The 25,182-nt window shown below is 73.5% G+C and carries 24 protein-coding genes; 15 read left to right on the top strand and 9 right to left on the bottom strand.

Annotation, left to right across the window (positions count from 1 at the left end; all coding sequences use genetic code 11):
- Window positions 1-47: 47 nt before the first annotated feature.
- On the bottom strand, window positions 48-515 hold the full coding sequence (locus AC1UE4_RS19945; protein WP_482919081.1) for a pyridoxamine 5'-phosphate oxidase family protein: 468 nt from the start codon (window positions 513-515) through the stop codon (window positions 48-50).
- A 50-nt stretch (window positions 516-565) separates the two neighbouring features.
- On the opposite strand from AC1UE4_RS19945, the gene AC1UE4_RS19940 reads away from it, so the two are divergent.
- Complete coding sequence (locus AC1UE4_RS19940; protein WP_482919080.1) at window positions 566-1,180, top strand: glutathione S-transferase family protein; 615 nt, start codon at window positions 566-568, stop codon at window positions 1,178-1,180.
- A 41-nt stretch (window positions 1,181-1,221) separates the two neighbouring features.
- Here the strand turns inward: AC1UE4_RS19940 and AC1UE4_RS19935 are convergent, their stop codons facing one another.
- Window positions 1,222-3,264 carry a helix-turn-helix transcriptional regulator gene (locus tag AC1UE4_RS19935; RefSeq protein ID WP_482919079.1) on the bottom strand — a complete coding sequence of 681 codons (2,043 nt, stop codon included), beginning with the start codon at window positions 3,262-3,264 and terminating at the stop codon, window positions 1,222-1,224.
- A 108-nt stretch (window positions 3,265-3,372) separates the two neighbouring features.
- On the opposite strand from AC1UE4_RS19935, the gene AC1UE4_RS19930 reads away from it, so the two are divergent.
- Window positions 3,373-4,044 (top strand): response regulator, encoded by a 672-nt coding sequence (locus AC1UE4_RS19930; protein WP_482919078.1) that lies wholly within the window; start codon window positions 3,373-3,375, stop codon window positions 4,042-4,044.
- Window positions 4,037-4,219: a histidine kinase dimerization/phospho-acceptor domain-containing protein gene (locus AC1UE4_RS19925; RefSeq protein ID WP_482919077.1), complete on the top strand. Its 183-nt coding sequence runs from the start codon at window positions 4,037-4,039 to the stop codon at window positions 4,217-4,219. Before AC1UE4_RS19930 ends, AC1UE4_RS19925 begins: the two co-directional genes overlap by 8 nt.
- Here the strand turns inward: AC1UE4_RS19925 and AC1UE4_RS19920 are convergent.
- Together AC1UE4_RS19920 and AC1UE4_RS19915 are read right to left on the bottom strand one after the other, a co-directional pair.
- Window positions 4,216-4,908, bottom strand: coding sequence for an HD domain-containing protein (locus AC1UE4_RS19920; protein WP_482919076.1), 693 nt, complete (start codon window positions 4,906-4,908; stop codon window positions 4,216-4,218). The genes AC1UE4_RS19925 and AC1UE4_RS19920 overlap by 4 nt on opposite strands.
- A 30-nt stretch (window positions 4,909-4,938) precedes the next feature.
- On the bottom strand, window positions 4,939-5,574 hold the full coding sequence (locus AC1UE4_RS19915; RefSeq protein ID WP_482919075.1) for an EcsC family protein: 636 nt from the start codon (window positions 5,572-5,574) through the stop codon (window positions 4,939-4,941).
- Window positions 5,575-5,594: 20 nt separating this feature from the next.
- On the opposite strand from AC1UE4_RS19915, the gene AC1UE4_RS19910 reads away from it, so the two are divergent.
- From AC1UE4_RS19910 to AC1UE4_RS19890, 5 genes are read left to right on the top strand one after another with little or no spacing between them, the layout of a single operon-like run.
- Window positions 5,595-7,127, top strand: coding sequence for an MFS transporter (locus AC1UE4_RS19910; RefSeq protein WP_482919074.1), 1,533 nt, complete (start codon window positions 5,595-5,597; stop codon window positions 7,125-7,127).
- A gap of 6 nt (window positions 7,128-7,133) precedes the next feature.
- Entirely contained in the window at window positions 7,134-7,982 is an 849-nt protein-coding gene (locus AC1UE4_RS19905; protein ID WP_482919073.1) for an alpha/beta fold hydrolase, read from the top strand.
- A gap of 43 nt (window positions 7,983-8,025) precedes the next feature.
- Window positions 8,026-10,041, top strand: coding sequence for an ATP-binding protein (locus tag AC1UE4_RS19900; protein WP_482919072.1), 2,016 nt, complete (start codon window positions 8,026-8,028; stop codon window positions 10,039-10,041).
- Between the two features lie 38 nt (window positions 10,042-10,079).
- Window positions 10,080-11,177, top strand: coding sequence for an alpha/beta fold hydrolase (locus AC1UE4_RS19895; protein ID WP_482919071.1), 1,098 nt, complete (start codon window positions 10,080-10,082; stop codon window positions 11,175-11,177).
- Between the two features lie 26 nt (window positions 11,178-11,203).
- Window positions 11,204-12,205, top strand: coding sequence for a L,D-transpeptidase family protein (locus tag AC1UE4_RS19890; protein ID WP_482919070.1), 1,002 nt, complete (start codon window positions 11,204-11,206; stop codon window positions 12,203-12,205).
- On the opposite strand, the gene AC1UE4_RS19885 is transcribed toward AC1UE4_RS19890, so the two are convergent.
- Together AC1UE4_RS19885 and AC1UE4_RS19880 are read right to left on the bottom strand one after the other, a co-directional pair.
- Entirely contained in the window at window positions 12,198-12,635 is a 438-nt protein-coding gene (locus AC1UE4_RS19885) for a Fur family transcriptional regulator (RefSeq protein ID WP_482919069.1), read from the bottom strand. The genes AC1UE4_RS19890 and AC1UE4_RS19885 overlap by 8 nt on opposite strands.
- A complete protein-coding gene (locus AC1UE4_RS19880; RefSeq protein WP_482919068.1) occupies window positions 12,632-13,555 on the bottom strand; it encodes a LysR family transcriptional regulator in 924 nt (307 codons plus the stop codon). Before AC1UE4_RS19880 ends, AC1UE4_RS19885 begins: the two co-directional genes overlap by 4 nt.
- Before the next feature lie 71 nt (window positions 13,556-13,626).
- On the opposite strand from AC1UE4_RS19880, the gene AC1UE4_RS19875 reads away from it, so the two are divergent.
- On the top strand, window positions 13,627-14,553 hold the full coding sequence (locus tag AC1UE4_RS19875) for an EamA family transporter (protein ID WP_482919067.1): 927 nt from the start codon (window positions 13,627-13,629) through the stop codon (window positions 14,551-14,553).
- A 13-nt stretch (window positions 14,554-14,566) separates the two neighbouring features.
- Here the strand turns inward: AC1UE4_RS19875 and AC1UE4_RS19870 are convergent, their stop codons facing one another.
- Window positions 14,567-15,520 (bottom strand): YihY/virulence factor BrkB family protein, encoded by a 954-nt coding sequence (locus tag AC1UE4_RS19870; RefSeq protein ID WP_482919066.1) that lies wholly within the window; start codon window positions 15,518-15,520, stop codon window positions 14,567-14,569.
- 77 nt (window positions 15,521-15,597) lie between these two features.
- Between AC1UE4_RS19870 and AC1UE4_RS19865 the strand changes: the two genes are divergently transcribed.
- Window positions 15,598-17,049, top strand: a complete 1,452-nt coding sequence (locus AC1UE4_RS19865; protein WP_482919065.1) for a TLP1 C-terminal extension domain-containing protein — start codon at window positions 15,598-15,600, stop codon at window positions 17,047-17,049.
- Between the two features lie 265 nt (window positions 17,050-17,314).
- Here AC1UE4_RS19865 and AC1UE4_RS19860 read toward each other — a convergent pair whose 3' ends face one another.
- Entirely contained in the window at window positions 17,315-18,010 is a 696-nt protein-coding gene (locus tag AC1UE4_RS19860; protein ID WP_482919064.1) for a VOC family protein, read from the bottom strand.
- Between the two features lie 22 nt (window positions 18,011-18,032).
- On the opposite strand from AC1UE4_RS19860, the gene AC1UE4_RS19855 reads away from it, so the two are divergent.
- From AC1UE4_RS19855 to AC1UE4_RS19840, 4 genes are read left to right on the top strand one after another with little or no spacing between them, the layout of a single operon-like run.
- Window positions 18,033-18,842, top strand: a complete 810-nt coding sequence (locus AC1UE4_RS19855; protein ID WP_482919063.1) for an enoyl-CoA hydratase — start codon at window positions 18,033-18,035, stop codon at window positions 18,840-18,842.
- Window positions 18,839-19,972, top strand: coding sequence for an aminotransferase-like domain-containing protein (locus tag AC1UE4_RS19850; protein ID WP_482919062.1), 1,134 nt, complete (start codon window positions 18,839-18,841; stop codon window positions 19,970-19,972). The genes AC1UE4_RS19855 and AC1UE4_RS19850 overlap by 4 nt, the downstream gene beginning before the upstream one ends.
- Window positions 19,973-20,020: 48 nt before the next feature.
- Complete coding sequence (locus tag AC1UE4_RS19845) at window positions 20,021-21,760, top strand: S15 peptidase family protein (RefSeq protein ID WP_482919061.1); 1,740 nt, start codon at window positions 20,021-20,023, stop codon at window positions 21,758-21,760.
- A 2-nt stretch (window positions 21,761-21,762) separates the two neighbouring features.
- Window positions 21,763-23,244: a peptidoglycan-binding domain-containing protein gene (locus AC1UE4_RS19840; RefSeq protein ID WP_482919060.1), complete on the top strand. Its 1,482-nt coding sequence runs from the start codon at window positions 21,763-21,765 to the stop codon at window positions 23,242-23,244.
- Window positions 23,245-23,287: 43 nt separating this feature from the next.
- Here AC1UE4_RS19840 and AC1UE4_RS19835 read toward each other — a convergent pair whose 3' ends face one another.
- Window positions 23,288-23,881 carry a dihydrofolate reductase family protein gene (locus AC1UE4_RS19835; protein WP_482919059.1) on the bottom strand — a complete coding sequence of 198 codons (594 nt, stop codon included), beginning with the start codon at window positions 23,879-23,881 and terminating at the stop codon, window positions 23,288-23,290.
- A 60-nt stretch (window positions 23,882-23,941) separates the two neighbouring features.
- On the opposite strand from AC1UE4_RS19835, the gene AC1UE4_RS19830 reads away from it, so the two are divergent.
- A complete protein-coding gene (locus AC1UE4_RS19830) occupies window positions 23,942-24,682 on the top strand; it encodes a dienelactone hydrolase family protein (protein WP_482919058.1) in 741 nt (246 codons plus the stop codon).
- The last annotated feature ends 500 nt before the right edge of the window (window positions 24,683-25,182 follow it).

Raw genomic sequence — 25,182 nt, 5'->3', positions numbered from 1 at the left:
GAGGGGTGGCATCGGGGAGGCTCCCAACGCCGTCCCCGGGGTAGCCGTCAGTACACCCCGGCGCCGAGCTTGCGGTGATCCCAGGTCGCCCGCTCGCGCTCGGCGAACCGCATCGCCACGCGCTTGGACGCCTGCTTGAGGACCATCTGGCGCACCTCGTCGCCCAGCGCCGCGCCGGTGTACTTGGCGAAGATCTCCATGCCGAGGTCCGCCACGCGCTCGGTGTCGCGGATCAGCTCGGCCTCGCACTTGAGCATCACGCCGCGCAGCTGGTCGTAGCTGTCGCCCGCCTCGACCTGCAGCGTCGCGCGGGCGTCGCGCTCGAGGTTCTTGACCTTCTGAGACTTCGCGAACGTCCACGCCCACAGCTCGCCGTCGCGCACGACGTACCAGAGCGGCATGAGATGGGGGAACCCGTCCCTGCCGTTCGTCGCGCACACGACGATGCGCTCGTCCTGGAGGAACGCGAGCGCCTCCTCATCGGTCATCTTGATCCGGTCGCGCTTGCTGGCCACGCCGGGACCGTACACGTCCGGTCCGGCCGTCCACCGTCGTCTTGTCCGTCGTGCAGCTGCTCCGCTTCCGCCACTCCACCAACGTCGATCGCATCCGCCTCGCGCTCGCCCACAAGGGCCTCGAGACCGAGTCGGTGTGGGTCGATCCCGAGGACCGCTCGCTCGCCGTCGAGGTCTCCGGCCAGCCGCTCGTGCCCGTGCTCGTCGACGGCGGGCGCGTCATCGCCGACTCGCCCGCGATCGTCGAGCATCTCGAGCGCGAGCATCCCGACCCGCCGCTCTTCCCGGCCGACCCCGCCGCGGCCGCGCAGGTGCGGCTCTTCATCGACTGGTTCAACCGCGTCTGGAAGGTCGAGCCGAACCGCCTCGCCGACGAGCCGGACGCGCCCGCCGAGGACCGCCGCGCGTGGGCGGAGGCGATGCACGCCCGCCAGGCCTGGTTCGACGCTCTCCTGACCGATCGCGCCCACCTCTTCGGCGACTACACGGCCGCCGACGTGATCGCCTGGCCCTTCCTCCGCTACGCCGCGTTCTGCGACGACGACGACACCGAGGAGTTCCACCTCGTCCTCACCCGCGAGCTCCCGCTCGACGGGTTCCCGAACCTCGCGAGGTGGATCGAGCGGGTGCGCGCGGAGAGATGGGAGGCCGCGGCGAAGATCTGACGGCGGCGCCGCGTCCGGCGCGGGCGCCGAGACCTGGTCTCTCAGACGGTCGCGGCCCGGAGGCGCTCGACGGCCTCGCGGAGCGCGTCGCGCGCGTCGGCGGGCTCGAGGATCGCGGCGTCGCCGCTCTCGAGCAGGATCTCGCGGACGAGCCAGTCGGTGCCCTTGAAGCCGCGCTCGATGACGATCGCGCCGTCCTCGAGCTCGCGGGCCACGCGGTGCTCCTCGCGCTCCCAGCGGGCGCGCTCGGGCGAGACCCAGATGCGGGCGACGCGGGACGCCTCGAGCTCGCCGGTCCGGGCCCAGCCCTCGAGGTCGGCGGCGGCCGCGACCTCCGGCCGCGGCTCGAACGGCTCGTCGGTGACCTCGGCGGTCTTGATCCGGTCCAGCCGGAAGTGCCGGACGTCGTCGCGGCGCGGGTCGAAGGCGGCGACGTACCAGCCCTCGCGGCCGTTCATGAGGTGGTACGGCTCGACCAAGCGCTCGGAGAACTGGTCCTCGGAGGCCTTGTAGTACTCGATGCGCAGCACCCGCCGCTCCTGGATCGCGACCGAGATCCGGCGCGCGACGTCGGGGTCGTCGGCGGTGGCGTCGGCGATGTGTAGCTGCTCGCGCGGGTCCTCGCCGCCGAGCGCGGCGACGACCTTGTCGCGTGCGCTCGTCAGCGCGCCCGACGGCAGGTGCGGCCCGATGAGGTCGATCGCGGCGACGAGCGCCTTCGCCTCGACCGGCAGCAGCCGCGCGGGGCGCGCGAAGTTGTCGGCGTACGGCTCGGGGTCGACCTCGATCGTCCCGTCGTCGTTGACCTCGGCGTAGAGCACGTAGGTGCCGCCGCCGAACGAGACGACGTTCAGGACGTTGATGTCCTCGCGCAGCTCCTGCGCGGAGACCTGCAGCCGCTCGCGGACGTCGGTCTCTCGCAGGTTCTCGCCACGCCGCCCGGCGTCGATGAGGATGGTCGCCAGCGTGACGAGGCGGGCGAAGCGCTCGGGCCGGATCGACGTCTCGCGCTTCGGCGGCGACGGCTCCTCGGCCGCCTCCTCCTCCTCGCGCTGCGGCACCGGGGCGGCCGGCTCGAACGTGCCGGCGTGGCGCTCGGCCAGCAGCTCGACGCGGTCGGACACCTCGTCGGCGAGCTCGCGCGGCGACAGCACGCGGGCGTGCTCGCGCAGGCCGAGCACGAAGCTCGCCAGCTGCCGCGCGTCGGCGTAGTCGGTGACGAAGACGATCCCGTCGTCGGCGGGGCGCACCTCGCCGAAGCGGCCGTATTGGCGCTCGATCTGCCAGGCGATCCGGTTCGAGACCCAGATCTCGGCGGTCGCGACGGTCGACCCGAACTGCCAGCCGGCGCGGCCCGCGTACTCGCGCGGGTCGAAGTCCTCGGGCCGCTTGAAGTCGTGCTCGGCCTTCGTCGCGTACGCGACCTTGCCGCGGATCCGGTCGAGGCGGAACACGCGCATCGCGTCGCGCTCGTGCGCGCGGCCGACGAGGTAGAACTGGCCGTCGCGGAAGAGCAGGTGGTACGGGTCGACCTTGCGCGCGTCGAGCGAGTCGCGCTGCAGCGAGTAGTAGTCGAAGGTGATCGTCTTGTGGCGGAAGATCGCCGTCTCGATCTTCGCGAGCCGCTGGCTCAGCTCGTGGCCGCCGGCGGAGGCGGTGACGTGGAGCTTCAGCCCGTCGGTCGTGTCGAGCGGGCTCGGCCGGCCCCAGCTGATCTGCTGCAGCGCGAGGCGCAGCGGCTCGGCGTAGGCGAACTCGCCGTCGAGCAGGCCGAGGGCGGTGTGCAGCGCCGCCAGCTCGGAGTCGCTGAACTCGATCGGCGGGAGGTGGAAGTTCTCCGGGCGCAGGGAGTACGTCTCCTGCTCGCCGCCGGCGTCGAGCGGGCGGTCGACCGTCAGCTGGATCCCCAGCGACTCCAGCTCCGCGCGGTCGGCGTAGAACCGCCGCGCGAACGCGTCCTCGTTCATCCCGCTGTAGCCCTCGACGTCGCGGCGGATCTCGAGGGCCGTCACCGGCCGCCGCTCCGCCATGAGGTACGAGATGAGGGAGAGCTGCCGGATCAGCTTCTCGGTGTCCTTCGCCATCGTCGGTCAACGATAGGGGGGTGCGCCATGCAGGGCAGCGCGCCGAAAGCCGGAGGGGCCGCTCTTTGCGGTCTTTCTTGACAGGTTGGAGGCTTATGCTTGGCACGGATGACGAAGCTCGTCCTGATCGATGACCACGAGGCGCTCCGGGCGGGGCTCGAGGCGCTGCTCGAGCGCGCCGGTCACGAGGTCGTCGGCTCGGCGGGCAACCTCGCCGCGGGCGTCGATCTCGTCGAGCACGGCGATCCCGAGGTGGCGATCATCGACATCGGGCTGCCCGACGGGTCGGGCATCGAGCTCGCGCGCCGGCTGCTCGCCGTGGACCCCGGGCTCGGCATCGTCCTCTACACGGGCGAGGTCGACGCCGAGTCGCTGTACGAGGGCCTCGACTCGGGTGCGCGCGGGTACGCGCTCAAGGCCGGCTCGCTGGACGAGCTGCTCGCCGCGATCGAGCGCGTCGCCGCCGGCGGCTCGTACGTCGACCCGCGGCTGGACCGCGTCCTGCTGTCCCCGCGCGCGACCGCGAAGGTGCCGCAGCTCTCGCCGCGCGAGCGGGAGATCATGCACCTGATGGCCGAGGGGAACACGGCCGAGCAGATCGGCGGCCGGATCCGGCCCGAGGTCTCCGTCGAGACCGTCCGCACCCACGTCCGCAACGTCATCCGCAAGCTCCAGGCGCGCAACCGCGTGCACGCGATCGCCATCGCGCTCGAGCGCGGCGAGATCCAGCTCGAGGACGACGACGACCGCGACGAGGGCCGCTTCACCCGCGATGCGTGACGACCACGTCGCTCAGCTCGTCCACGACCTCCGCAACCCGCTCGCCGTGATCTACACGTTCGCGCGGATCCTCGAGGACGACGGCGCGAAGCTCGACGCGCAGCGCCGCGAGGAGTACATCCGCCGCATCCGCGTCGCCGCCGAGGAGATGACGGGTCTGCTCGACCGCGTCTAGGCGGCGCGCGGGAGGCCGAACCAGGCCCCGCCGCCGATGCCGCGGTCGAACCGCGACCACGACGTGCCGTCGGGCAGCTCGCGCTCGACGCGGTCGAACGATCCGAGCCGGCCGCCGAGGTTGTCGACGAAGTGCACGAGCGTCGCCTCGCGCGTGCACGGGATCACGGGGCTGCCGTGCTCGAGCCGGCCGTGGTGGCTGAGGATGATGTGCAGCACCGCCTGCGCGAGCTGCGGCGGGAAGCCGTCGATGGCCTCGATCGCGCTGCGCACGCGGAAGTACCCGAGCGGGATCTCGCCCTGCAGCCGGCCGTGGTCGGTGAGGTCGATCTCGACCGGGTCGCTGCTGTACGCCTCGATCTTCCCGATGTCGTGCAGCAGCGCGCCCGTGACCGCGATGTCGCGGTCGATGCCGGGGAACGTCGCGCTGATCGCGCTGACCGCCTGGGCGACCGACAGCGAGTGCTCGAGCAGGCCGTGCAGGTAGGCCTGGTGGAAGTGCTTCGCGGCGGGCGCGATGCGGTAGCGATGCCACGTCTCCGTGTCCTCGCCGAGCAGCCGGTCGAGCAGCGCGCGCAGCGGCGGCCGCTGGACCGTCGCGATGAGCTCGCGCAGGTCCTGCTCCATCGCCTCGACGGGTCGCGTGGGACCCTCGATCTGCACGTCTTCCCTGCTCTCACCCGCCTTCATCGCCGCACAAGGTAGGTCCGCGGGCGGACGCTATCCGCCGTAGAACGCCATCGCGCGGTCCGCGAGCTCGCGCGTCGACCGCTCGTTCCCGACGGCGTTGAAGAGGATCGCGACGCCGGGGATCATCCGCCCGGCCAGATGCCGTGCGCCGCGGGCCGCGCCGGCCCGCGCGAGCCGCGCGATCAGCGCCTCCTGGTCGGACCGCGACACCGCGTTGCGCGCCGCCGTCTCCGCGATGGTCTTGCCCATCCCGTCGAGCGTCTTGCGCGCCTCGAGCGGATCGTCGTAGAGGCCCCACAGCACGAGCAGCTCCGCCGGGCGCATCTGGTCCATCGGGTCGAAGCCGTAGGCGGCGGCGATGTAGAAGACCATCCGCGACTGGATCCAGCCGGTCGCGGCGATGTCGGGCAGGATCGTCATCCAGCCGCCGACGCCGGTCGCCGCGCCGCCGTAGCGCGAGAGGCGCGCATGGATCCGCTTGGCCCGCTTCGCCAGCCGCGTCCCGTCCCGGCCGTGCTCCGCCGCCCACCGCAGCGCGGCGGGCCCGTGCACGTCGGCCGCGGCCAGCGCGATCGTCTCCGGCGCGCGCACCGGGTCGGCGCGCAGGCGGCCGAGCAGCCCATCGGGCGCGTTCGGGGCGTCCTCGAGAGGTGTCGAACCTTCCACGCCGGGCATCATGACCAGCCATGGCCATCGAGGAAGCCGCAGCACCGCCGCCGGGTGCGGCGCCCGCCGACGACGACGGCGCGAAGTGGTGGACGCTCGTCGCGGTCTGCGTCGCGACGTTCATGCTGCTGATCGACGTCACGGTCGTGAACGTCGCCCTCCCGGACATCCAGGCCGATCTGCAGTCGAGCTTCACCGATCTGCAGTGGGTCGTCGACGCCTACGCGCTCGGCCTCGCGGCGCTCCTGCTCACCGCCGGGTCGCTCGCCGACCGCCTCGGCCGCCGGCTCATCTTCATCGGCGGCCTCGCGCTCTTCGTCGCCGCCTCGGTCCTCTGCGGGCTCGCCACGACGCCGTTGTTCCTCAACGTCGCGCGCGGCATCCAGGGCGTCGGGGCGTCGGCGATGTTCGCCACGAGCCTCGCGCTGCTGGCCGGCGCGTTCCACGGGCGCGAGCGCGGCACGGCGATCGGCATCTGGGGCGCGACGATCGGCGGCGCGGTCGCGGTCGGGCCGCTCATCGGCGGCGCGCTGACCGAGGGCTTCGGCTGGGAGTACATCTTCTTCGTCAACGTCCCGATCGGCGCGCTGGCGATCCTCGTCACGGTCCGCTACGTCCGCGAGTCGCGCGCGCCCGGCGTGCACCGCGTCGACCTGCCCGGCGTCGTGCTGTTCAGCGCGTCGCTCTTCCTGCTCGTGTTCGCCCTGGTGCGCGGCAACGGGGAGGGCTGGGGCAGCCCGCTCATCAGCGGCTTCCTCATCGGCAGCGTCGTGATGATGGTGCTCTTCGTCCTCGTCGAGCGGCGAACGGCGGACCCGATGCTCGACCTGACGCTGTTCCGCAAGCCCGCGTTCGCGGGCGCGTCGATCGCCGCCTTCGCGCTGTCGGCGTCGGCGTTCGCGATGTTCCTCTACCAGACGCTCTACCTGCAGAACCAGCTCGGATACGAGCCGCTCGAGGCCGGCCTGCGCTTCCTGCCGACGACGCTCGTCTCGTTCTTCGTCGCACCGGTCAGCGGCCGGCTGTCGTCGCGCGTGCCGGTGCGCTGGCTGATGGGCGGCGGCCTGCTGCTGGTCGCGATCGGCCTGTTCTCCATGCGCGCGGTGGAGCCCTCGTCGGACTGGACCGTGCTGCTGCCCGGCTTCCTGATCATGGGCGTCGGCGTGGGCCTGACGAACCCGGCGCTCGCGTCGTCGGCCGTCGGCGTCGTCGAGCCCGCGCGGGCGGGCATGGCGAGCGGCATCAACTCGACGTTCCGGCAGGTCGGCATCGCGACCGGCATCGCGGGGCTCGGCGCGATCTTCCAGCACCGGATCGTCGCCGAGACGCCGGTGCAGGGGATCAGGCCCGAGGGCGCCGAGAACCTCGGCGAGTTCCTCTCCTCGGTGCCGCTGAGCAGGCTGCCCGAGCCGCTGCGCGAGCCCGTCCACGTCGGCTTCGTCGGCGCGTTCGACGACATCCTCCTCGTGGCGTTCATCGTCGCGCTGGTCGGTGCGATCCTCACCGCCGCGCTGGTGCGGCAGGAGGACTTCGTGGCCCCGCCGTCGCACTGAACTTCCATGCAGCCGCTCTTCGAGCACCGCCTCGAGCTCGCGGGCTTCGGGACGAGGGTGCTCGAGCTCGAAGGCGACGGGCCGCCGCTCGTGCTGCTGCACGGCTTCGCGGACTCGGCGGACACGTGGCGGCTCGTGCTCGACCGGCTCGCGCGCGCGGGCCGGCGGGCGATCGCGGTCGACCTGCCGGGCTTCGGCACGGCCGACCGGCTCGACGCGGACGCGGCGGTGCTGCCGCAGCTCGACGCGTTCGCGCGCGAGGCGATCGCCTATGCGCTCGAGGACGATCCCGGCGGCGAGGCGATCGTCGCGGGCAACTCGCTCGGCGGCTGCCTGGCGCTGCGCGCGGGGGAGGACCCGGACCTGCCGATCGCGGGCATCGCGCCCATCGCACCGGCCGGGTTCGACATGCCGGCGTGGTTCTCGATCATCGAGCGCGACCCGATCGTACGCTGGATCCTCGCCTCGCCCGTCCCGCTGCCCGAGCCCGTCCTGCGCAACGCCGTCGGCGAGGCGTACCGGCAGCTCGCGTTCGCGCGTCCGCGCGCGGCGCAGCGCGAGGTCGTGCGCGCGTTCACCGACCACCACCGCCGCAAGGACCGGCTGGAGAGCGCGCTCGCCACCGGCCGGCGGATGCTGCCCGAGCTGAAGGCGCCGTTCCGGCTGGAGGAGGTCGCGTGCCCGGTGCTCCTCATCTGGGGCGATCGGGACCGCATGGTCACCCACCGCGGATCGCGCCATGTGATCGAGGCGCTGCCGGACACGGAGGTGCTGCTGCTGGAGGGGATCGGCCACTGCCCGCAGATCGAGGCGTCCGAGCGGGTCGCCCGGGCGCTGCTCGACTTCCGGCCATAGCCCTTCACAGCGGTCCTGCCGATCGGGCATGATCGACCGGAACATGGCAACGCTCGCCGACCGCCTCGCCGCCCGGGACGCGCAGCGCTTCGTCGGACGCGAGCGTGAGCTCGCGTTCTTCGAGGAGCTCCTCGACGCCGGGCAGCACCCGAACGTCGTGCTCGTCCACGGGCCCGGCGGGATCGGGAAGAGCACGCTGCTGCGCGAGGTCTCGCGCCGCGCGGCCGCGCGCGGCTGGCAGCCGCGGCTCGTCGAGGGCCGCGAGCTGGCGCCGGCGCCGGGGGAGCTGGAACGGACGCTGAGCGGGGTCACCGACGACGACCACCCGCTCGTCGTCTTCGACACCTACGAGCGCATGGCGGCCGTCGGCGGCTGGCTGCGCCAGCGGCTGCTGCCGAGCCTGCCCGAGGACGCGCTCGTCGTGCTGTCCGGGCGCCGCCGGCCCGAGCCGGAGTGGTTCCAGGGCGGCTGGGAGGACGTCGTCGTCGAGCTCGAGCTCAAGCCGTTCGACGACGAGGAGGCGCTGGAGCTCGCCCGCCAGCGCGGCCTCGACGACCGCGAGACTGTCGGGCGGCTGCTCGACTGGGCGGAGGGCTCGCCGCTCGCGCTGTCGCTCGGCGCCGACGCCGCGCGCGACGGCGGCTGGCGGCCGGAGTGGCTGGAGGGCCGGCCCGACCTGACGCAGGCGATCCTCCGCCGCCTCACCGAGGAGGAGATGCTGCAGGGCGACGGCGACGTGCTCGCCGTCGCGTCGATCGCGCGCGTCGTCACCGCGCGGCTGCTGCGCGAGGTGCTGCCCGGCGTCGACGCCGACGAGGCGCAGTCGTGGCTGCGGGCCCGCTCGTTCGCCGAGCACATCGGCGAGGGCGTCGCGCTGCACGACCTCGTCCGCAAGGCGCTGCGCGCCGACCTCAAGCGCAAGCGGCCCGACCACGAGCGCGAGCTGCGCCGCCGGATCGCCGACCACGTCCACGCCCGCGCGACGCGGGGCGAGCTGCGGCTGCTGCCCGACCTCGCCGACCTCGTCGAGAACCCGGCGCTGCGGTGGGGGATGGGCGCGGAGGGCTCGGTGCGCCACCGCATCGATCGCGTGCGCGAGGACGACCTGCCCGCGCTCGAGCAGCGGCTGCGCGGCCGCATCGAGATGGACGACGAGGCGTGGCTGTCGTGGTGGCAGCCGACGGCGCGGCTGCTGCGCGAGACGCCGGACCGCGCGCTCGTCGTGCGTGACGCCGACGAGCGGCTGTGCGGCGTGGCCTACGCGGTGACGCCGCAGAACGCCCCGCGCCAGGCGGCGGTCGACGGGATGCTCGGGCCGTGGCTCGTCCACGCGCGCGCGCACGCGCCGGAAGGCCAGGCGCTGCTGTGGCGCGACTCGATCGACATGACGACCTCGCGCGAGGGCGACATCTCGTCGCCGATCCTCGCGCTCATGAACACGGGCGTCGTCATGCGCTCCGGCCTGCGCAACCCGCGCTGGTCGTACCTGCCGATCGACCCGCACAACGAGGCGGCGGTCGCGTTCGCCCGCGGCGTCCGGGCGCGCCACGTCGAGGAGCTCGATCTCAAGTACGGCGGCGGCCGCGCGGTCCAGTGCTGGATCCTCGACCACGGCGAGGGCGGCCTGCTCGGCGGCATCCTCGCCACCGTCTACGCGGAGCTGGGGCTGCCGCGCCCGCGGCCCGCCGCCGACGGGCCGGCCGCCGCGCCCGCAGCGGACGAGCCCGCCCGCGAGGTGACCGCCGACGACGTCCGCGACGCGCTGCGCAACCTCGACCAGCCGACCGAGCTCGTCGCCAGCCCGCTCGCGCGCGGCACGACGCCCGAGCAGCGCGCGGCCTCGGTGCGCGAGGCGCTCGAGCGGGCGGTCGAGCAGGCCTTCGGCGAAGGCAGCGAGGAGGACCTCCTGCGCCAGGTGCTGCGCCGCGGCTACCTCGATCCGTCCGGCAGCCACGAGTCCGCGTGGTGGGACCTCCACCTCTCGCGTGCCACCTACTTCCGCAAGCTGAGAACGGCCAGCGCGCGCGTCGCCGAGTGGCTGCTCGCGCACCCTTCGTAGCCGCCAGTTCTCGCGGGTAGTGTCGTTGCATCTGATCCATGCTCCCGACGCTGCCCACACCCGGACAGGTGGCCGACGCCGCGGCGAACGTGTTCGACAAGGTCGTGCGCGGCGGCGTGGCGGACCTGCGCCCGACCCCCGCGCGCATCATCCGCGAGGAGCCGAAGGGCACGGTCTTCAAGTTCATGCGCCCGGCCTCCGCGCCCGACGTCGACGCGCTGCCGGTGCTGCTCATCCCGCCGCTGGCCGCGCCCGCGCTGTGCTTCGACCTGCGCCGCGGCCACTCGCTCGCCGAGCACCTCGTGCGCCACGGCCATCCGACGTACCTCGTCGAGTACGGGGAGATCTCGTTCTCCGACCGCGACCTCGGAGTCGAGCACTGGGTCGAGGACGTCATCCCCACCGCCGTCCGCGCCGTCTCCGAGGACGCCGGCGGCGCGCCGGTGCAGCTCGTCGGCTGGTGCCTCGGCGGGATCATGTCGCTGCTGTCGGTGGCGGGCGGCGAGACGCTGCCGGTCAACAGCGTCGCCTGCGTCGCGAGCCCGTTCGACTTCACGCAGGTGCGGCTCATGGCGCCGATCCGGCCGCTCGCGAACCTCACGAACGGCGCGATCGTCACGCAGCTGTACCGCGCGCTCGGCGGCGCGCCGTCGCCGCTCGTCCGCCGTGCGTTCCAGCTGACGTCGATCGACAAGGAGATCACGCGCCCGTACGCGATCGCGCGGCACCTGCACGACCGCGACTGGCTCGCGCAGCTCGAGGCCGTCGACCGCTTCATGGCCCACATGCACGCCTACCCGGGGCGCACGTTCGGCCAGCTCTACCACCAGTTCTTCCGCGTCAACGACCTCGCCGACGGCCACCTCGTGCTCTCCGACCAGGAGATCGACCTCGCCGAGGTTCGCGTCCCCGTCCTGTCGGTGGCGGGCGAGACCGACGTCCTCGCGCCGCGCCCCGCGGTGCACCACGTCGCCGAGCTGCTGCCGAACTCGCCGCAGGTGCGCCTCGAGCGCGCGCCCGGCGGCCACCTCGGCGTCCTCACCGGCCGCGCCGCCCGCCGGACCACGTGGCGGTACCTCGACGAGTTCTTCACGGAGCACGGCGCCGAGATGCAGGACGGCTTGCAAGCGGCCTGAGCGGCACAGCTACCCTGCCGCCGACCGTGACCCTTCGCCGCCGCCTGCTCACTTCCTTCCTCGTCGTCCTCGCGTTCCCGGCCGCCGCGTCCGCGCAGGACGAGGACGTCTCGCAGAAGGTCATCCGTCCGGGCTACAGCGCCGGCGGGATCGATCTCGGCGGCCAGACCGTCGAGAGCGCGACGACGAACCTGCAGCTCGCGCTCGGCGGCCAGTACGCCCGGCCGATCCTCGTCAAGGCGGCGAACAAGCAGTACTCGCTCGACCCGATCAGCCAGGCGAAGCTCGTCTTCGACGCCGCGCTGACCGCCAAGCGCGCGTACTACGCCGGCCTGCGCAGCGACCCGGCGACCGACGTCCCGCTGGCGGTGACGTTCTCGAAGAAGGCGGTCAAGCGATTCGCGGTCGACGTCGACCGCGACGTCTCGATCAAGCCGCGCAACGCCACGCTGCGGATCACGCTGCGCCACATGCTCGTCTCGAAGACGAAGAACGGCCGCACGATCAACGAGGTCTCGCTCGCCCGGCGCCTGAACCTGACGCTCGTCGACATGAGCCGCCCGCGCCAGCTGCGCTCGCGCATCAACGTCGACCATCCCGAGGTCACGAAGCGCACGCTGCAGCACCGCAACCCGACGATCCTCACCGTCGACCGCAACAACCTGAAGCTGCGGCTCTTCAAGCGGCTGAAGATCTCGAAGCGCTACCCGATCGCGATCGGCGCCGCGGGCTTCGACACGCCGACCGGGCTCTTCAGCATCCAGAGCAGGCAGGTCAACCCGGCCTGGCACGTGCCCGACAGCGACTGGGCCGGCTCGATGCGCGGCCAGACGGTCCCCGGCGGCGCGCCGAACAACCCGCTCAAGGCGCGGTGGCTCGGCGTCAACGGCTCGGTCGGCATCCACGGCACGGCCGAGGACTGGTCGATCGGCTCGCGCGCGTCGCACGGCTGCATCCGCATGCACGTCTCCGACGTCATCGACCTGTATCCGCGCGTGCCGCTCGGCACGCCGGTCCTGATCAGGTAGCGCCGGTGCAGCGCGGGCACGTCCCGCGCAGGACGACGTCGTGGGAGGCGACCTGCCAGCTCAGCTTGCCGGCGAGCTTGCCGATCGCGCCCTCGAGCTCCTCGTCCTCGAACGTCGCGAAGCCGCCGCAGCGCTCGCAGACGATGTGGTGATGGTGGTGGCCGGTGCTGTGCGCGGGCTCGTACCGGACGACGCCCTCGCCGGCATCCAGGCGCTGGACGAGCTTGAGCTGGTCGAGCACCTCGAGCGCGCGGTACACCGACGCGAGGCCGACCTCGCGGCCCTCGTCCCGCAGCGCCTCCTCGATCTCCTTCGCGCTGAGGCAGCAGCGCTGGCGGCCGAGCAGCTCGACGACCGTGCGCCGCGCCGATCCGGCGCGGTAGCCCTCGCGCTCGAGGACGTCGAGGGCGTGGTCGGTCCACTCCGTCATGCCACGGCGAGCATAGGCCCGCGGGTCGCGGCGGCGCCGAGCGCGTCGAGCACCGCGGCGATCGCGGGGCGGTGCTCGGCGCCCCCGAGCGAGACGCCGATGAGGTGACGGCACGGCGGGTGGCCCTCGAGCGGCCGGACGACGACGCCCGGCGGCGGCGCGAGCTGCGCGAGGCGCGGCACGAGCGAGACGCCGAGGCCGGCGTCGACGAGCGCGACGACCGCGTGCCAGTCCGACGTGCGGTGCTCGACCCGCGGGAGGAAGCCCGCGGCCTGGCAGCCGGCGCGGACGACCTCGTCGCACGACCAGCCGACGGGCGGGCAGACCCACGGCTCGGCCGCGAGCGCCTGCAGCGGCAGTGGGCCGGCGCCCTTCGCCAGCGGGTGCGCGGCGGGGAGCACGGCATCGAGGACGTCGGACGCGAGCTCGCGCCGGTGGAAGCGGGCGTCGCCGGCGCGCGGCGCGCTGGGCGCCTCCATCGACACGGCGATGTCGATCTCGCGGCGGCCGAGGCGGTCGAACACCTCGGGCGCCTCCATCTCCATGACGCGCAGGCGGATGCCGGGGGAGCGCTGCTCGAGCAGGCGGACGGCGGGCGCGACGAGCCCGACGATGCCGGTCGGGAACGCGCCGATGCGGACGATGCCGGCGGTGCCGTCGGCGTGGGCGTCGAGCTCGGCGCGCAGGCGCTCGAGCTGGGCGAAGAGCGGATCGGCGTGCTCCAGCAGCAGCTCGGCCGCCGGGGTGAGGCGGACGCGGCGACCGTCGGGCTCGATCAGCTGCACGCCGGCCTCGCGCTCGAGCGCGGCGAGCTGCTGGGAGACGGCCGAGGGCGTGAGGTGGAGCGCGTCGGCCGCGGCGGCGATCGTGCCCCGGTCGGCGAGCTCCCGCAGCGAGCGCAGGCGGCGGACGTCAAGCACAAGCTCAGCTTACGGATCATCCCCGCGAAGTCGAATCGCTCTGTCGGTTCCGGCGGCTCAGACTGAGGCCCATGCCCGCCCGCCACGCCGCTCTCGCCGCCGCCGTCGCCGTCGTGTGGGGCGTGAACTTCGTCGTCATCGACGTCGGGCTCGACACGTTCCCGCCGCTGCTCTTCGCCGCCCTGCGCTTCGCGCTCATCGCGCTGCCGGGCCTGCTGCTCGTCGGCCGCCCCGGCGTGCGCTGGCCGTACGTGGTGGGCGTCGGCGTCTTCATCTGCACCGGCCAGTTCGCGCTGCTCTTCGTCGGGATGCACGAGGGCCTCCCGGCCGGGCTCGCGTCGCTCGTGCTCCAGCTGCAGGTGATCTTCACCATCGCGCTGGCCGTGGTGGCGCTGGGCGAGCGGCCGGCCCCGCGGCAGGTCGCCGGCGCCGCCGTTGCGCTCGCCGGGATGGGCGTCATCGCGACGGGCCGGTCGGCCGACGTGCCGCTCGTCGCGCTGCTGCTCGGCGTCGCCGCGGCGTTGTCGTGGGGGATCGGCAACGTCATCACGCGGCGCGCGCAGGCGCCAGACGCGGTCGCGCTGCTCGTGTGGGCCAGCCTGATCCCACCGCTGCCGCTCGCCGGGCTGTCGTGGGCGCTCGAGGACCACGGCGAGATCGAGCACGCGCTGACGACGTTCGACGCCGGCGGGCTGCTCGCGCTGCTCTACGTCGTCGTGCTCGCGACGGCGTTCGGCTTCGGCGCGTGGACGTGGCTCATCGGCCGGCACGCCGCGTCCGTGGTCGTGCCGTACGCGCTCATCGTCCCGGTCGCCGGGATCGCGGCGGCGTGGCTGCTCCTCGACGAGGTGCCCAACAGCGGCGAGCTGACCGGCGCGGCCGTCGTCCTCGCCGGGCTGGCCGTGGCCGTGTGGCCGAGGGCGCGCTTGACAGGGCGGGCGCGAGCGACGCCCCTCGCCGCCCCATGTCCCGCTCGCTCCCCGTCGTCGCCGTCCTGACGCTGCTGGTGGCTCAGGCGGTAGTCGGCCGCTTCTTCTCGGGCGCCTCGTCGCGCTCGGTGAGGCGCAGCTCGCGCTCGGCGTCCGGCACGCCGTCGCGGATCTGGATGTCGCGCTCGCGCTCGGCGTTCAGCTGCATCCCGAAGAGGATCGCGACGTTCGAGATCCACAGCCACACGAGGAAGAGCACGACGCCCGCGAGGCTGCCGTACGTCTTGTCGTACGAGCCGAAGTTCGACACGTACAGCGCGAAGAGGGCCGACGCGACGATCCACACGACGACCGCGACCACGCCGCCGGGAGTGATGAACTTGAAGCCGCGCAGCTTCGCGTTCGGCGACGCGTAGTAGAGGACCGACAGCATGAGCATCACGACGGCGACGATGACCGGCCACTTCGCGATGTTGAACACGGTGATCGCGGTGTCGCCCATGCCGACGCTCTCACCGAGCGCACGGGCGAGCGGCCCGGTGACGATGACGGCGATGGCCGAGATCGCGAGCAGCAGGATCAGGAACAGCGTCACCAGCATCTGCAGCGGGCGCAGCTTCCAGATCGGGCGGCCCTCGTCGACCTCGAACATGACGTTCGACGCGCGCATGAACGCGCCGACGTAGCCCGAGGCCGACCACAGCGCGGCGAGGACGCCGACGATCAGGAAGACGCCGGACTTGCTCTTGCTCGACGTGACGGACTCGATCGGGCCCTTGAGAGCATCGACAGATGAACCCGGGCTGATCGCAGTGACCGTGTCGGTGAGCGTCTTCGTGACCTGCTGAGGGTCGAAGACGAGGCCGACGATCGACACGAGGGCGATGAGCGCCGGGAACAGGGCGAGCACCCCGTAGTAGGTCAGGGCGGCCGCCCAGTCGGTGAGGTTGTCCTGCTGGAACTCCTTGAAGGTGCGCTTGAGCGTCGGGACCAGACCCGTCTTGCGCTCGTAGCCGGTTTCCGTCGCTGTGGGCATGTAAATCACGTTGCCCACTGCGTCCCGGCATCATGCCCCCGGTGCACCTCCGCAACAGGCTTCCCGTCGTCGTTGGCGTGTCGGAACGGACCGATCGGGGCGAGGACGGCGACGTCCTGTCACCGCTCGTTGCGCTCGAGCGCGTGGCGCGCGCTGCGGCGGACGACGCGGGGGCGCCGGCGCTGCTCGACCGCGCCGGCGTCGTCGCCGTCGTCGACTGCTTCTCCTGGCCGGTGCCGGACCCCGCACGCGACCTCGCCGCGCAGCTCGGGATCTCGCCGCGCGAGACGTGGCGCAGCGCGCGCGGGGGAACGGGTCCGCTGGCGCTGCTGCAGGCGGCGTGCACGGCGATCGCGGACGGCGACGCCGACGTCGTGCTCATCGCGGGCGCGGAGGCGATGACGCCGTACATGCGGGCGGTCAAGGCGGGCGAGGCGACCGGCTGGCCCGAGCAGCCCGAGGGCACCGAGCCGTCTCGCGTCGTCGGCGTCGACGCCGACGCGTCGCATCCGGCCGAGACAGCGGCCGGGCTGATCGCGCCGATCTTCTACTACCCGCTGTTCGAGCACGCGCACCGGGCGGCCGCGGGCCGCGGGGTGCGCGAGCACGTCGAGTGGATCGCGTCGTGGTGGGCGCCGTACGCGCAGGTGGCGGCGGGGCACGAGCACGCCTGGTCGCGCGAGGCGCTGACGGCGGAGCAGGTCGCGACGCCCGGCCCGGGGAACCGGCTGGTGTCGAGCCCCTACACGAAGGTCATGAACGCGAACATCCAGGTCGACCAGGCCGCGGCGCTGCTGGTGTGCAGCGCTGAGACGGCCGAGGCGGCGGGAGTGCCGCGCGACCGCTGGGTGTTCCCCGAGGCGACTGCGGGCGCCCACGACCACTGGTTCGCGGGCGAGCGGCCCGAGCTCCACCGCTCCCCGGCGCTGGCCGCCTCCGCCGCGGCGGCGCTCGGGCACGCGGGCGCCGAGGCGGTCGACGTCGAGCACGTCGACCTCTACTCGTGCTTCCCCAGCGCGGTGCAGACCGCGTCGCTCGAGCTGGGGATCCCGCTCGGCGACGGAGCGCCGGCGCCGACCGTCACCGGCGGCCTCGCGTTCTTCGGCGGCCCCGCGAACGACTACGTCACCCACAGCGTCGCGACGCTCGTCCGGCGCCTGCGCGAGAGCGGCGGGCGCGGTCTCGCCACCGCGGTCGGCTGGTACCTGACCAAGCACCACGTCGCCGTCCTGTCGGCCGACCCGCCCGAGCAGGAGTACCGCGGCTTCGACGTCCAGGCCGAGGTCGACGCGCAGCCGAAGGTGGCGATCGCCGAAGGCTGGTCCGGCGAGGCGCCGATCGAGTCCTACACGGCGCTCTACGACCGGGACGGCACGGCGACGATGGGGGTCGTCAGCGTCCGCACGCCCGATGGCGCCCGCGCGTTCGCGAAGACCCACGAGCCGGGCGCCTGCGCCGCCCTCGCCGGAGACGACGACCCGATCGGCCGCCCGGCGAAGCTCGACGGCGACGCCGGCTTCAGCCTCTGACTCACCGGGCGTGATCCAACGTCGCGAGCGCGCCCGGCTTGCGCCTGTTCTCAGGTTCTTCACCGGTGCGCGCGCCAAGCCGCCCAAGATCGTCTCAGCGCCTCCCGGAGGGCGCTACAGCGAAGTTGTCGATCAAATGAGTCGACAAACGTGCCGTCTGGTCGTCTCTCCTCGACCGGCGGAGGGGGCGGCGGTGGCTTGACCCACCATCGCCGAGCGCGCCGGGGCGGACGGGACAGCCGCCCCGGCGCCGCCCCCGTCACTGTCAGACGAGACGGAAGGTCACGCCGCCGATCTCGGCGGTCTCCCCGGCGCGGCCGGGCACCTCGAGATCGAAGCCGGTGACGCCCTCGGCGTCGCTCTCCACGAACCGGATCGCTCCGCCGTCGACGGGCACCTCGGGGGCGCCGTTGTCATCGCGGACGGGCAGGCCGAGGACGTTCGCCCATCGCCGCGCCATCGCGGGCGGGTTGGCGGCGGCGACGGTCGCGCCGCGGACGCCCCCGGGTTCGTGCCCGGGCACGCGACCCTCCCACGCGGGGCCGCCCCAGCGCCACGAGCCCGCCGGCTCGGGCCGGTCGAGCGCCACGATCGCGCCGCCCATGTCGCGCGGGTGGAGGTGGTCGTCGGCGATGTCGTCGAGCTCGAGGCTCCACACCGTCCGCACGCCCAGCGCCTGCACGCGCTCGCGCGCGGAAGCGAGGTCGTCGAGCTGGAACATGACCATGTAGCCGCCGTCTCCGCCGCGGCGATCGAGGTAGCGGCCGGCCGCGGTGCCGTCCTGCACGGGCGAGACGACCTCGACGAACGTGTCGCCGAGCGCCATCACGGCGTTGCGCAGGCCGAAGTGCCCGACGCCGGGGTCGTGGAACGGCTCGCCGAGGCCGAGCTGCTCACGCAGCGCGCCGGCGACCGCATCGAGGTCGCGCGCGACGAGGACGGCTTGGCGAAGGCGGACCATGCGCGGCGCGTAGGGTACGCGGATGGCTCCCATCGACACCGGCACCGACGAGCTGCTCGCCCACGTCGAGGACGGAGTCGCCGTCCTGACGCTCAACCGGCCCGAGCGCCGCAACGCCCTCACGCGCTCCCTGCTCGAGGCGCTCGCCGCCACGATCGCCGCCGTCGAGATCCGCGAGGACGTCCGCTGCGTCGTCCTCACCGGCGCGGGCGGCGCGTTCTGCGCGGGCGGCGACGTCAAGGACATGGCCGCCGGCCTCGATGACGCGCCGTTCGACACGCAGGTCCAGCGCCAGCGGCTCAACCACCACGCGACCGCCGGCCGCCTGCACCGGATGGCCAAGCCGACGATCGCCGTCCTGCCGGGCCCGGCGGCGGGCGCCGGGCTGTCGCTCGCGCTGTCGTGCGACCTGCGCTACGCCGCCGACACCGCCTTCCTGACGACCGCGTTCGCGCGCGTCGGGTTCGCCGGCGACTACGGCGGGACGTGGTTCCTCACGCAGCTCGTCGGCCCGGCCAAGGCGCGCGAGCTCTACTTCTTCAGCGAGCGCCTCGACGCGCACGCCGCGCTCGAGCTCGGTCTCCTCAACGCCGTCGTCCCCGCCGGCGAGCTCGAGGGGTTCGCGCTCGACAAGGCGCGCCGGCTCGCCGCCGGTCCCGCGCTCGCGCTGCGGTACATGAAGGAGAACCTCAACCGCGCGCTGACCGGGACGCTCGAGGAGGCGCTCGACCTCGAGGCGACGCACCACCTCCACACCGGGACGACGAACGACCACCGGGAGGCCGCGCAGGCGTTCGTCGAGAAGCGCGAGCCGGTGTTCACCGGGCGATGAGCAGCCGCACGCCCACCTCGTCCCCGGTCCGCGACCTCCTCGCGCGGACGCTCGACCGCGACGTCATCCCGCTCGCCGGCGGCCTGCCCGACCCCGAGCTCTTCGATCGCGAGGGGATCGCCGAGGCGTTCCAGCAGGCGCTCGCCGATCGCGGCACGCTGCAGTACGGCCCGACCGAGGGGAACCCCACGCTGCGCGCGCTGCTCGCCGGCGACGGCGATCCGGACCGCATCGTCGTCACCACCGGCTCGCAGCAGGCGGTCGCGCTGGCCGCGCTGTCGCTGCTCGAGCCCGGCGACGTCGTGCTCGTCGAGGAGCCGACGTACCTCGCCGCGCTGCAGGCGTTCACCCTCGCCGGCGCGCGCTGCGTCGGCGTGGCCGCCGACGACGAGGGGATGCTGCCCGACGCGCTCATCGCGCAGGCCGCGCGCCACGACGCGAAGCTCGTCTACGTCGTCCCGACGTTCGCGAACCCGACCGGCAAGACGCTGGGGCTGGAGCGCCGGCGCGCGCTCGCCGAGGCGGTCGACCGCGCCGGGCTGTGGCTGATCGAGGACGACCCCTACGGCGCGCTGCGCTACGAGGGCGAGTCGCCGCCGCCGATCGCGTCGCTCGACGGCGCGGCCGAGCGGACGCTGCGCTTCTCGTCGCTCTCGAAGATCGTCGCGCCGGGGCTGCGCATCGGCTGGGCCGACGTCCCGGACGAGGTGCGCCCGGCGTACGTCGTGGCCAAGCAGGCGCTCGACCTCCACACCTCCTCCGTCGTCCAGGCGGCCGCCGCCGCGTACCTCGGGTCCGCCGACCTCGCGCCCGGGCTGCAGCGCGCGTGCGACGCCTACCGCGACCGCCGCGACGTCCTGCTCGCCGGCCTGCCCGACGTCCTGCCGGGCGGGTCGACGTGGACGCGCCCCGACGGCGGCATGTTCGTCTGGGCCCGCCTCGCCGGCGCGCCGGACACCGCGCGGCTGCTCGAGGACGCGCTCGAGGAAGGCGTCTCGTTCGTCCCCGGCGCGCCGTTCTACGCAGCCGAACCCGACCGCGCCACGTTGCGCCTCGCGTTCACCTGCACGCCGCCCGACGCGATCCGCGAGGGGCTGCAGCGGCTGAAGGCAGCGCTGGACCGAGGCTGAGAGCCGGCACCCGGGGGTGGAACGAGCGGTTCTCTAGGCTGCCCCGCCATGGGTCTGCTCCGCCGGGCGCTGCCGCTTGCCGCGCTCCTCCTCGTCTCCGCGGCCGCGCCGGCGTCCGCTGCCCCCACTCCGTTCGGTCACGCCTGCACCGCGCAGGACGGCGTCCGCTTCTGCCCGACGACCGATCTCGCGTCGCGCATCCCGAGCTGGGACGGCACGCCGATCGACGCCGACGTCACGCTGCCCGCCGAGGGCGACGGGCCGTTCCCGACCGTCGTCCTGCACCACGGCCTCGGCGGCACGAAGACGTCGTTCGAGGGCGTGGGGAGCGGCGACCCGCTCTACAACAACGTCGAGCTCGCGAGGCGCGGCTTCGCCGTTCTCACCCCGACCGCGCGCGGCTTCGGCAACTCGTGCGGCAAGCCCGAGTCGCGCACCGCCGATTGCGCGAACGGCTTCGCCCGCCTCATGGACATCCGCTACGAGGTGCGCGACGTGCAGCACCTGCTCGGGCTGCTCGTCGACGACGGCACCGCGAAGGCCGACGCGATCGGCGCGACCGGCGTCTCGTACGGCGGCGGCATGTCGATGATGCTCGCGTTCCTGCACAACCGCGTCAGGCAGGTCAACGGATCCGAGGGGCCGTGGACCTCGCCGAAGGGCACCCCGATCTCGCTGGCCGCCGCCTGGCCCCGCTGGGGCTGGACCAACGGCGCCGCGATCTTCACACGCAACGGCCGCGACACCACGTCTTCGCTGCCGTTCGGCGTCGTGACGAAGGCCTACGCCGACGGGATCTTCGCCGTCGGCGGCCTCGGCTACATCGCGCCGCCCGGCGGCAGCGACCTGTCAGCCGACGTGACGGCGTGGAAGCAGGCGCTCGACAGCGGCCGCATCACCGCGCGGTCGCGGGCGATCCTCGACAACGCGTACCGCAACCACGGCGTCACCCTGCTCCAGGGCGAGCCGGCGCCGTTGATGATCCAGCAGGGGTGGACCGACGCGCTCTTCCCCGCGCCGCAGGCGCTCGGCGCCTACACCCGGCTGATCAAGGCGAACCCGAGCTTCCCGGTCTCGCTGCAGCTCGGCGACCTTGGGCACAACCCGGGGGCGAACCACCCGAACGACGTCGCCGCGTTCGATCGCCAGGGCATCGCGTTCCTCGAGTCCCACCTCCTCGGCAAGGGCACCAAGCCGGCGGCGGGCTCGGTCACCGCGTACGCGATGACCTGCCCGAGGTCCGCGCCCTCCGGCGGAGGCCCGTTCACCGCGTCGCGCTACTCCAAGCTCGCCGCGCGCCAGCTGCGCATCACCACGAAGGCGTCGTTCCGCATCACGTCCAAGGGCGCGAGCCAGGCGCTCGCCGACGAGCTCGCTCCGGTCAGCGGCAAGGGCGCGGACCTCTGCACGCCGCATCGCAACGACCCCAAGAGCAAGGCGAAGCTGTCGGTCAAGTCGCCCGGCATGACGCTCATCGGCCAGCCCGTCCTGACCGGCCGCGCCGTCACGCGCGGCGCGTACGCGTCGATCATCGCGCGGCTCTGGGACTACGACCCGACCACGAAGACGCAGCGGCTGATCACCCGCGGCGCGTACCGGCTCGACCAGGGTTCGCACCGCTTCAGGTTCCCGCTCGACGGCAACGCCTGGAAGTTCGCGAAGGGCCATCTGATCGTGCTCGAGATGCTCGGCCGCGACAGCCCGACGTACCTCCCGGCGCCGAACGCGTTCTCCGCCAAGCTGTCCGGCCTGCGCTTCGCGCTGCCGGTGCGGGAGGCCGCCCGGTAGTCGTGCGCCGTCTCCTCCTGCCCTCGCTGCTCGCGCTGCTCGTCGCGGGGAGCACGAGCACGAGCGCCTTCGCCGCATCGGCGCCGCGACTGCGCGACGTGCGCTGCGTCCCGCCGACCGCGAAGGCGTGCAAGGGCGGCAAGATCCGCGTGCAGGTCGGCCGCTCGGTCCAGCTGCGCGGCACGCGGCTGACCGCGGGCATGCGCGTGACGTTCCGCTGGCAGCTCGGCGCGCTCGTGTCGAAGCTCAAGCGCACCCGCGCGGGCTACATCGCGCGCGTCCCGGCCGGCACGCGCGCCGGGAAGGTGCTCGTCTACGTCCGTGACAAGCGCAGGCACTACTCGAACCGCATCGCGATCACCGTGACGGCGCCGCCGATCGTCCGCGCGCCGGCGCCCGCCACGCGGGACGCCCGTCTGCCCGACGCCTTCGCCGGCAACGGGATGTGGATCTGGCAGCTGCCGAAGAGCGAGGGCGGCAACCTCGACGCGATCGCCGCCCGCGCGCAGGCGGCCGGCATCCGCACCGTGTTCGTGAAGGCGGGCGACGGGACGTCGGCGTGGACGCAGTTCTCGCCGCAGCTCGTCGCCGCACTGCACGAGCGCGGCCTGACCGCGTGCGCCTGGCAGTACGTCTACGGCAAGGACCCCGAGGGCGAGGCCGCGGTCGCCGCCGCCGCGGTGACCGCCGGCGCGGACTGCTTCGTCATCGACGCGGAGTCGGAGTACCAGAGCCGGTACGCGCAGGCGCAGCGGTACATGACGGCGCTGCGCGGCCGCGTCGGCAGCGCGTACCCGATCGGGCTGACCTCGTTCCCGTACGTCGACTACCACCCGGGGCTGCCGTACTCGGTGTTCCTCGGGCCCGGCGGCGCGCAGGCGAACCTGCCGCAGGTCTACTGGAAGGACATCGGCGACACCGTCGACGCCGCGAGCGCGCACACGTTCGCCCACAACCGCCTCTACGGCGTGCCGATCGCGCCGCTCGGGCAGACCTACCAGTCGCCGACCGCGGACGAGCTGTCGCGCTTCCGCGCCGTGTGGCGCGCGTACGGGGCCGGCGGGCTGTCGTGGTGGTCGTGGCAGGCGACGGCGGAGTCCGGCTGGCAGGCGCTGGCCGCCGCGGAGCCCGAGCCGGCCGCCCTGACCGACCCCGGCTACCCCGTCCTGCGCAAGGGCGCGAAGGGCGACGAGGTCGTCTGGGTCCAGCAGCACCTCGCGTCCTCCGACCCCTCCGTCGTCATCGACGGCCAGTTCTTCACCGGCACCGACCAGTCGCTGCGCGCGTTCCAGGAGCGCAGCGGCATCCAGCCGACCGGCGTCACCGACGACGCGACGTGGGCGGCGCTGCTCGCCCAGCCGGTCACGGCCGCCGACTGGGCCGGCACCGGCACGACCGCCCGGGCGGCGTCGCGGCGGGCGCCCGCCTCCGCCTCGCTTCGCGCGAAGGAGAACGAGATCCCGCCGCCGGCCGAGCGCCGGTGAGGGCCGCCGCCGGAGGGTCTCCGGCGGGGCCTCGCTCCGACGGCTAGGCCGGGCGGTACGTGCAGACGAGGACGCCGGTCTTCGCCTGCTCGACGCCGACGAGCTCGAGCGGTCGCGCGTTCCCGTCGGTCGGGAAGATCGTCTTGCCGCCGCCGAGGAGGATCGGCTCGAGGAGCAGGCGGAACTCGTCGACGAGGTCCGCCTCGATGAGCTGGCGGGTGAGCGACGAGCTGCCCCAGATCTGCATCGCGCCGTCGCCGTCGCGGGCGCGGAGCTTCCGGATGCCGTCGATGGCGTCGCCCTCGATGAGGTGCGAGTTGTTCCACCGCTCGGCGACCTCGCCGGCGCTGAGCGTCGTCGACGCGACGTGCTTCTCGATCGCGTTCATGGCGTCGGCGAACGGGTCGCCGGCGCGGCCGGGCCACGCGGCCGCCATGCCCTCCCATGTGCGCCGGCCGTAGAGCAGCGCTTGGCTCTCCTGCATGACGCCGTCGATGGCGGGGCCCATGACGTCCTCGTCGAAGAACTGCTGCGACCAGCCGCCGTGGGCGAAGCCGCCGTCGTCGTCCTCGCCCTTGCCGCCGGGGGCCTGGACGACGCCGTCGAGGGAGATGAAGTCGATCACGATGATCCGCATGCCGCATATGACAGCGGACTGCGAGCGAACTCATCGGCGCCGCTGTCAACCTGTGGCGCGATGCGCAGCTCGACCATCGAGATCCGCACCGCGGACGGCGTCGCGGACGCCTACCTGACGCGGCCCGACGAGGGCGACCGGCACCCCGGCGTGCTCTTCCTCATGGACGCCTTCGGGCTGCGGCCGCAGATCGAGGCGATGGCCAACCGCATCGCCGAGCGCGGGTACGCGGTGCTCGCGCCGAACGTCTTCTACCGCGCCGGCCGCGCGCCCGTCCTGCCGTTCCCGGACATGAGCGCCGAGGGCGCGCGCGAGGAGTTCTTCAAGGGCGTCATGCCGCTCATGCGCGCGCTCGGGCCCGAGGCGATGGCGCGCGACGGCGCGGCGTACCTGGATGCGCTCGCCGAGGTCGCCGACGAACCCGTCGCGATCACCGGCTACTGCATGGGCGTGCGGCTCGGCATCCGCATCGCCGCGGCCCACCCCGACCGCGTCGCGGCGCTCGCCGGGTTCCACGGCGGCGGGCTCGTCACGGACGCCGCGGACAGCCCGCACCTCCAGGTCGGCGCCCTGCGCGGCGAGGTGCTGCTCGGCCACGCCGACCGCGACCACGGCAACTCACCCGAGCAGATCGCCGCGCTCGACGCAGCGCTGGACGAGGCCGGCGTGCGGCGCACGAGCGCGGTGTACGCGGGCGCGCTGCACGGCTACACGATGGCCGACACGCCGGTGTACAACGAGGCGGCCGCTGAGCGGCACTTCGACGAGCTGTTCGCGCTGCTGGACCGGACGTTGCGCTAGCGCGAGGCTTCCCCGGCGCGCCGGTACGCCGCCGGTTGGCCTTCGTCGCTCGCGGTCGCGGGGGCCGGCGAGGGAGGGGTTCTGCAGTTGTGGTCGTTCGGTCCGTCGTCCGCGCGCCAGTGGGGTTAGCAACGTGCCACACCGCCCAGCCGCGCCCGCGCCTCGTTCTTTCGTGTCGCGCCCGGCGCGCTCCGTTGCCCCGGCCGTCCCGGGCCCGGGCGAGTGCTCCCGGGGATGGTTTCGCGACGGGAACTCGCCCACCGCCCGCTCCCGGGGCGAGAAACGGCCGAAGGGAACGTGCACCGCCGGCGCCCCTGGCGGCCGCGGTGCACGAAACCTTCGCTATGCGAACGAAACGTGCACCGAGCCCGCCGAAACCGATGGCGGTGCACGAACCTTTCGCTATGCGATCGAAACGTGCACCGAGCCCGCGGAAACCGATGGCGGTGCACGAACCTTTCGCTATGCGATCGAAACGTGCACCGAGCCCGCGGAAACCG

Source organism: Parviterribacter kavangonensis (genome assembly GCF_056863335.1).
This window is presented reverse-complemented; position numbering and strand designations above follow the sequence as displayed.

Excerpts from the sequence above, each read along its gene's own strand:
- AC1UE4_RS19830 (WP_482919058.1), top strand. The coding sequence starts at position 23,942 with ATGCGCAGCTCGACCATCGAGATCCGCACCGCGGACGGCGTCGCGGAC.
- AC1UE4_RS19850 (WP_482919062.1), top strand. The coding sequence starts at position 18,839 with ATGAGCAGCCGCACGCCCACCTCGTCCCCGGTCCGCGACCTCCTCGCG.
- AC1UE4_RS19920 (WP_482919076.1), bottom strand. The coding sequence starts at position 4,908 with ATGAAGGCGGGTGAGAGCAGGGAAGACGTGCAGATCGAGGGTCCCACG.
- AC1UE4_RS19925 (WP_482919077.1), top strand. The coding sequence starts at position 4,037 with ATGCGTGACGACCACGTCGCTCAGCTCGTCCACGACCTCCGCAACCCG.
- AC1UE4_RS19875 (WP_482919067.1), top strand. The coding sequence starts at position 13,627 with ATGCCCGCCCGCCACGCCGCTCTCGCCGCCGCCGTCGCCGTCGTGTGG.
- AC1UE4_RS19900 (WP_482919072.1), top strand. The coding sequence starts at position 8,026 with ATGGCAACGCTCGCCGACCGCCTCGCCGCCCGGGACGCGCAGCGCTTC.
- AC1UE4_RS19930 (WP_482919078.1), top strand. The coding sequence starts at position 3,373 with ATGACGAAGCTCGTCCTGATCGATGACCACGAGGCGCTCCGGGCGGGG.
- AC1UE4_RS19905 (WP_482919073.1), top strand. The coding sequence starts at position 7,134 with ATGCAGCCGCTCTTCGAGCACCGCCTCGAGCTCGCGGGCTTCGGGACG.
- AC1UE4_RS19910 (WP_482919074.1), top strand. The coding sequence starts at position 5,595 with ATGGCCATCGAGGAAGCCGCAGCACCGCCGCCGGGTGCGGCGCCCGCC.
- AC1UE4_RS19895 (WP_482919071.1), top strand. The coding sequence starts at position 10,080 with ATGCTCCCGACGCTGCCCACACCCGGACAGGTGGCCGACGCCGCGGCG.
- AC1UE4_RS19860 (WP_482919064.1), bottom strand. The coding sequence starts at position 18,010 with ATGGTCCGCCTTCGCCAAGCCGTCCTCGTCGCGCGCGACCTCGATGCG.
- AC1UE4_RS19885 (WP_482919069.1), bottom strand. The coding sequence starts at position 12,635 with ATGACGGAGTGGACCGACCACGCCCTCGACGTCCTCGAGCGCGAGGGC.
- AC1UE4_RS19870 (WP_482919066.1), bottom strand. The coding sequence starts at position 15,520 with ATGCCCACAGCGACGGAAACCGGCTACGAGCGCAAGACGGGTCTGGTC.
- AC1UE4_RS19845 (WP_482919061.1), top strand. The coding sequence starts at position 20,021 with ATGGGTCTGCTCCGCCGGGCGCTGCCGCTTGCCGCGCTCCTCCTCGTC.
- AC1UE4_RS19855 (WP_482919063.1), top strand. The coding sequence starts at position 18,033 with ATGGCTCCCATCGACACCGGCACCGACGAGCTGCTCGCCCACGTCGAG.
- AC1UE4_RS19835 (WP_482919059.1), bottom strand. The coding sequence starts at position 23,881 with ATGCGGATCATCGTGATCGACTTCATCTCCCTCGACGGCGTCGTCCAG.
- AC1UE4_RS19935 (WP_482919079.1), bottom strand. The coding sequence starts at position 3,264 with ATGGCGAAGGACACCGAGAAGCTGATCCGGCAGCTCTCCCTCATCTCG.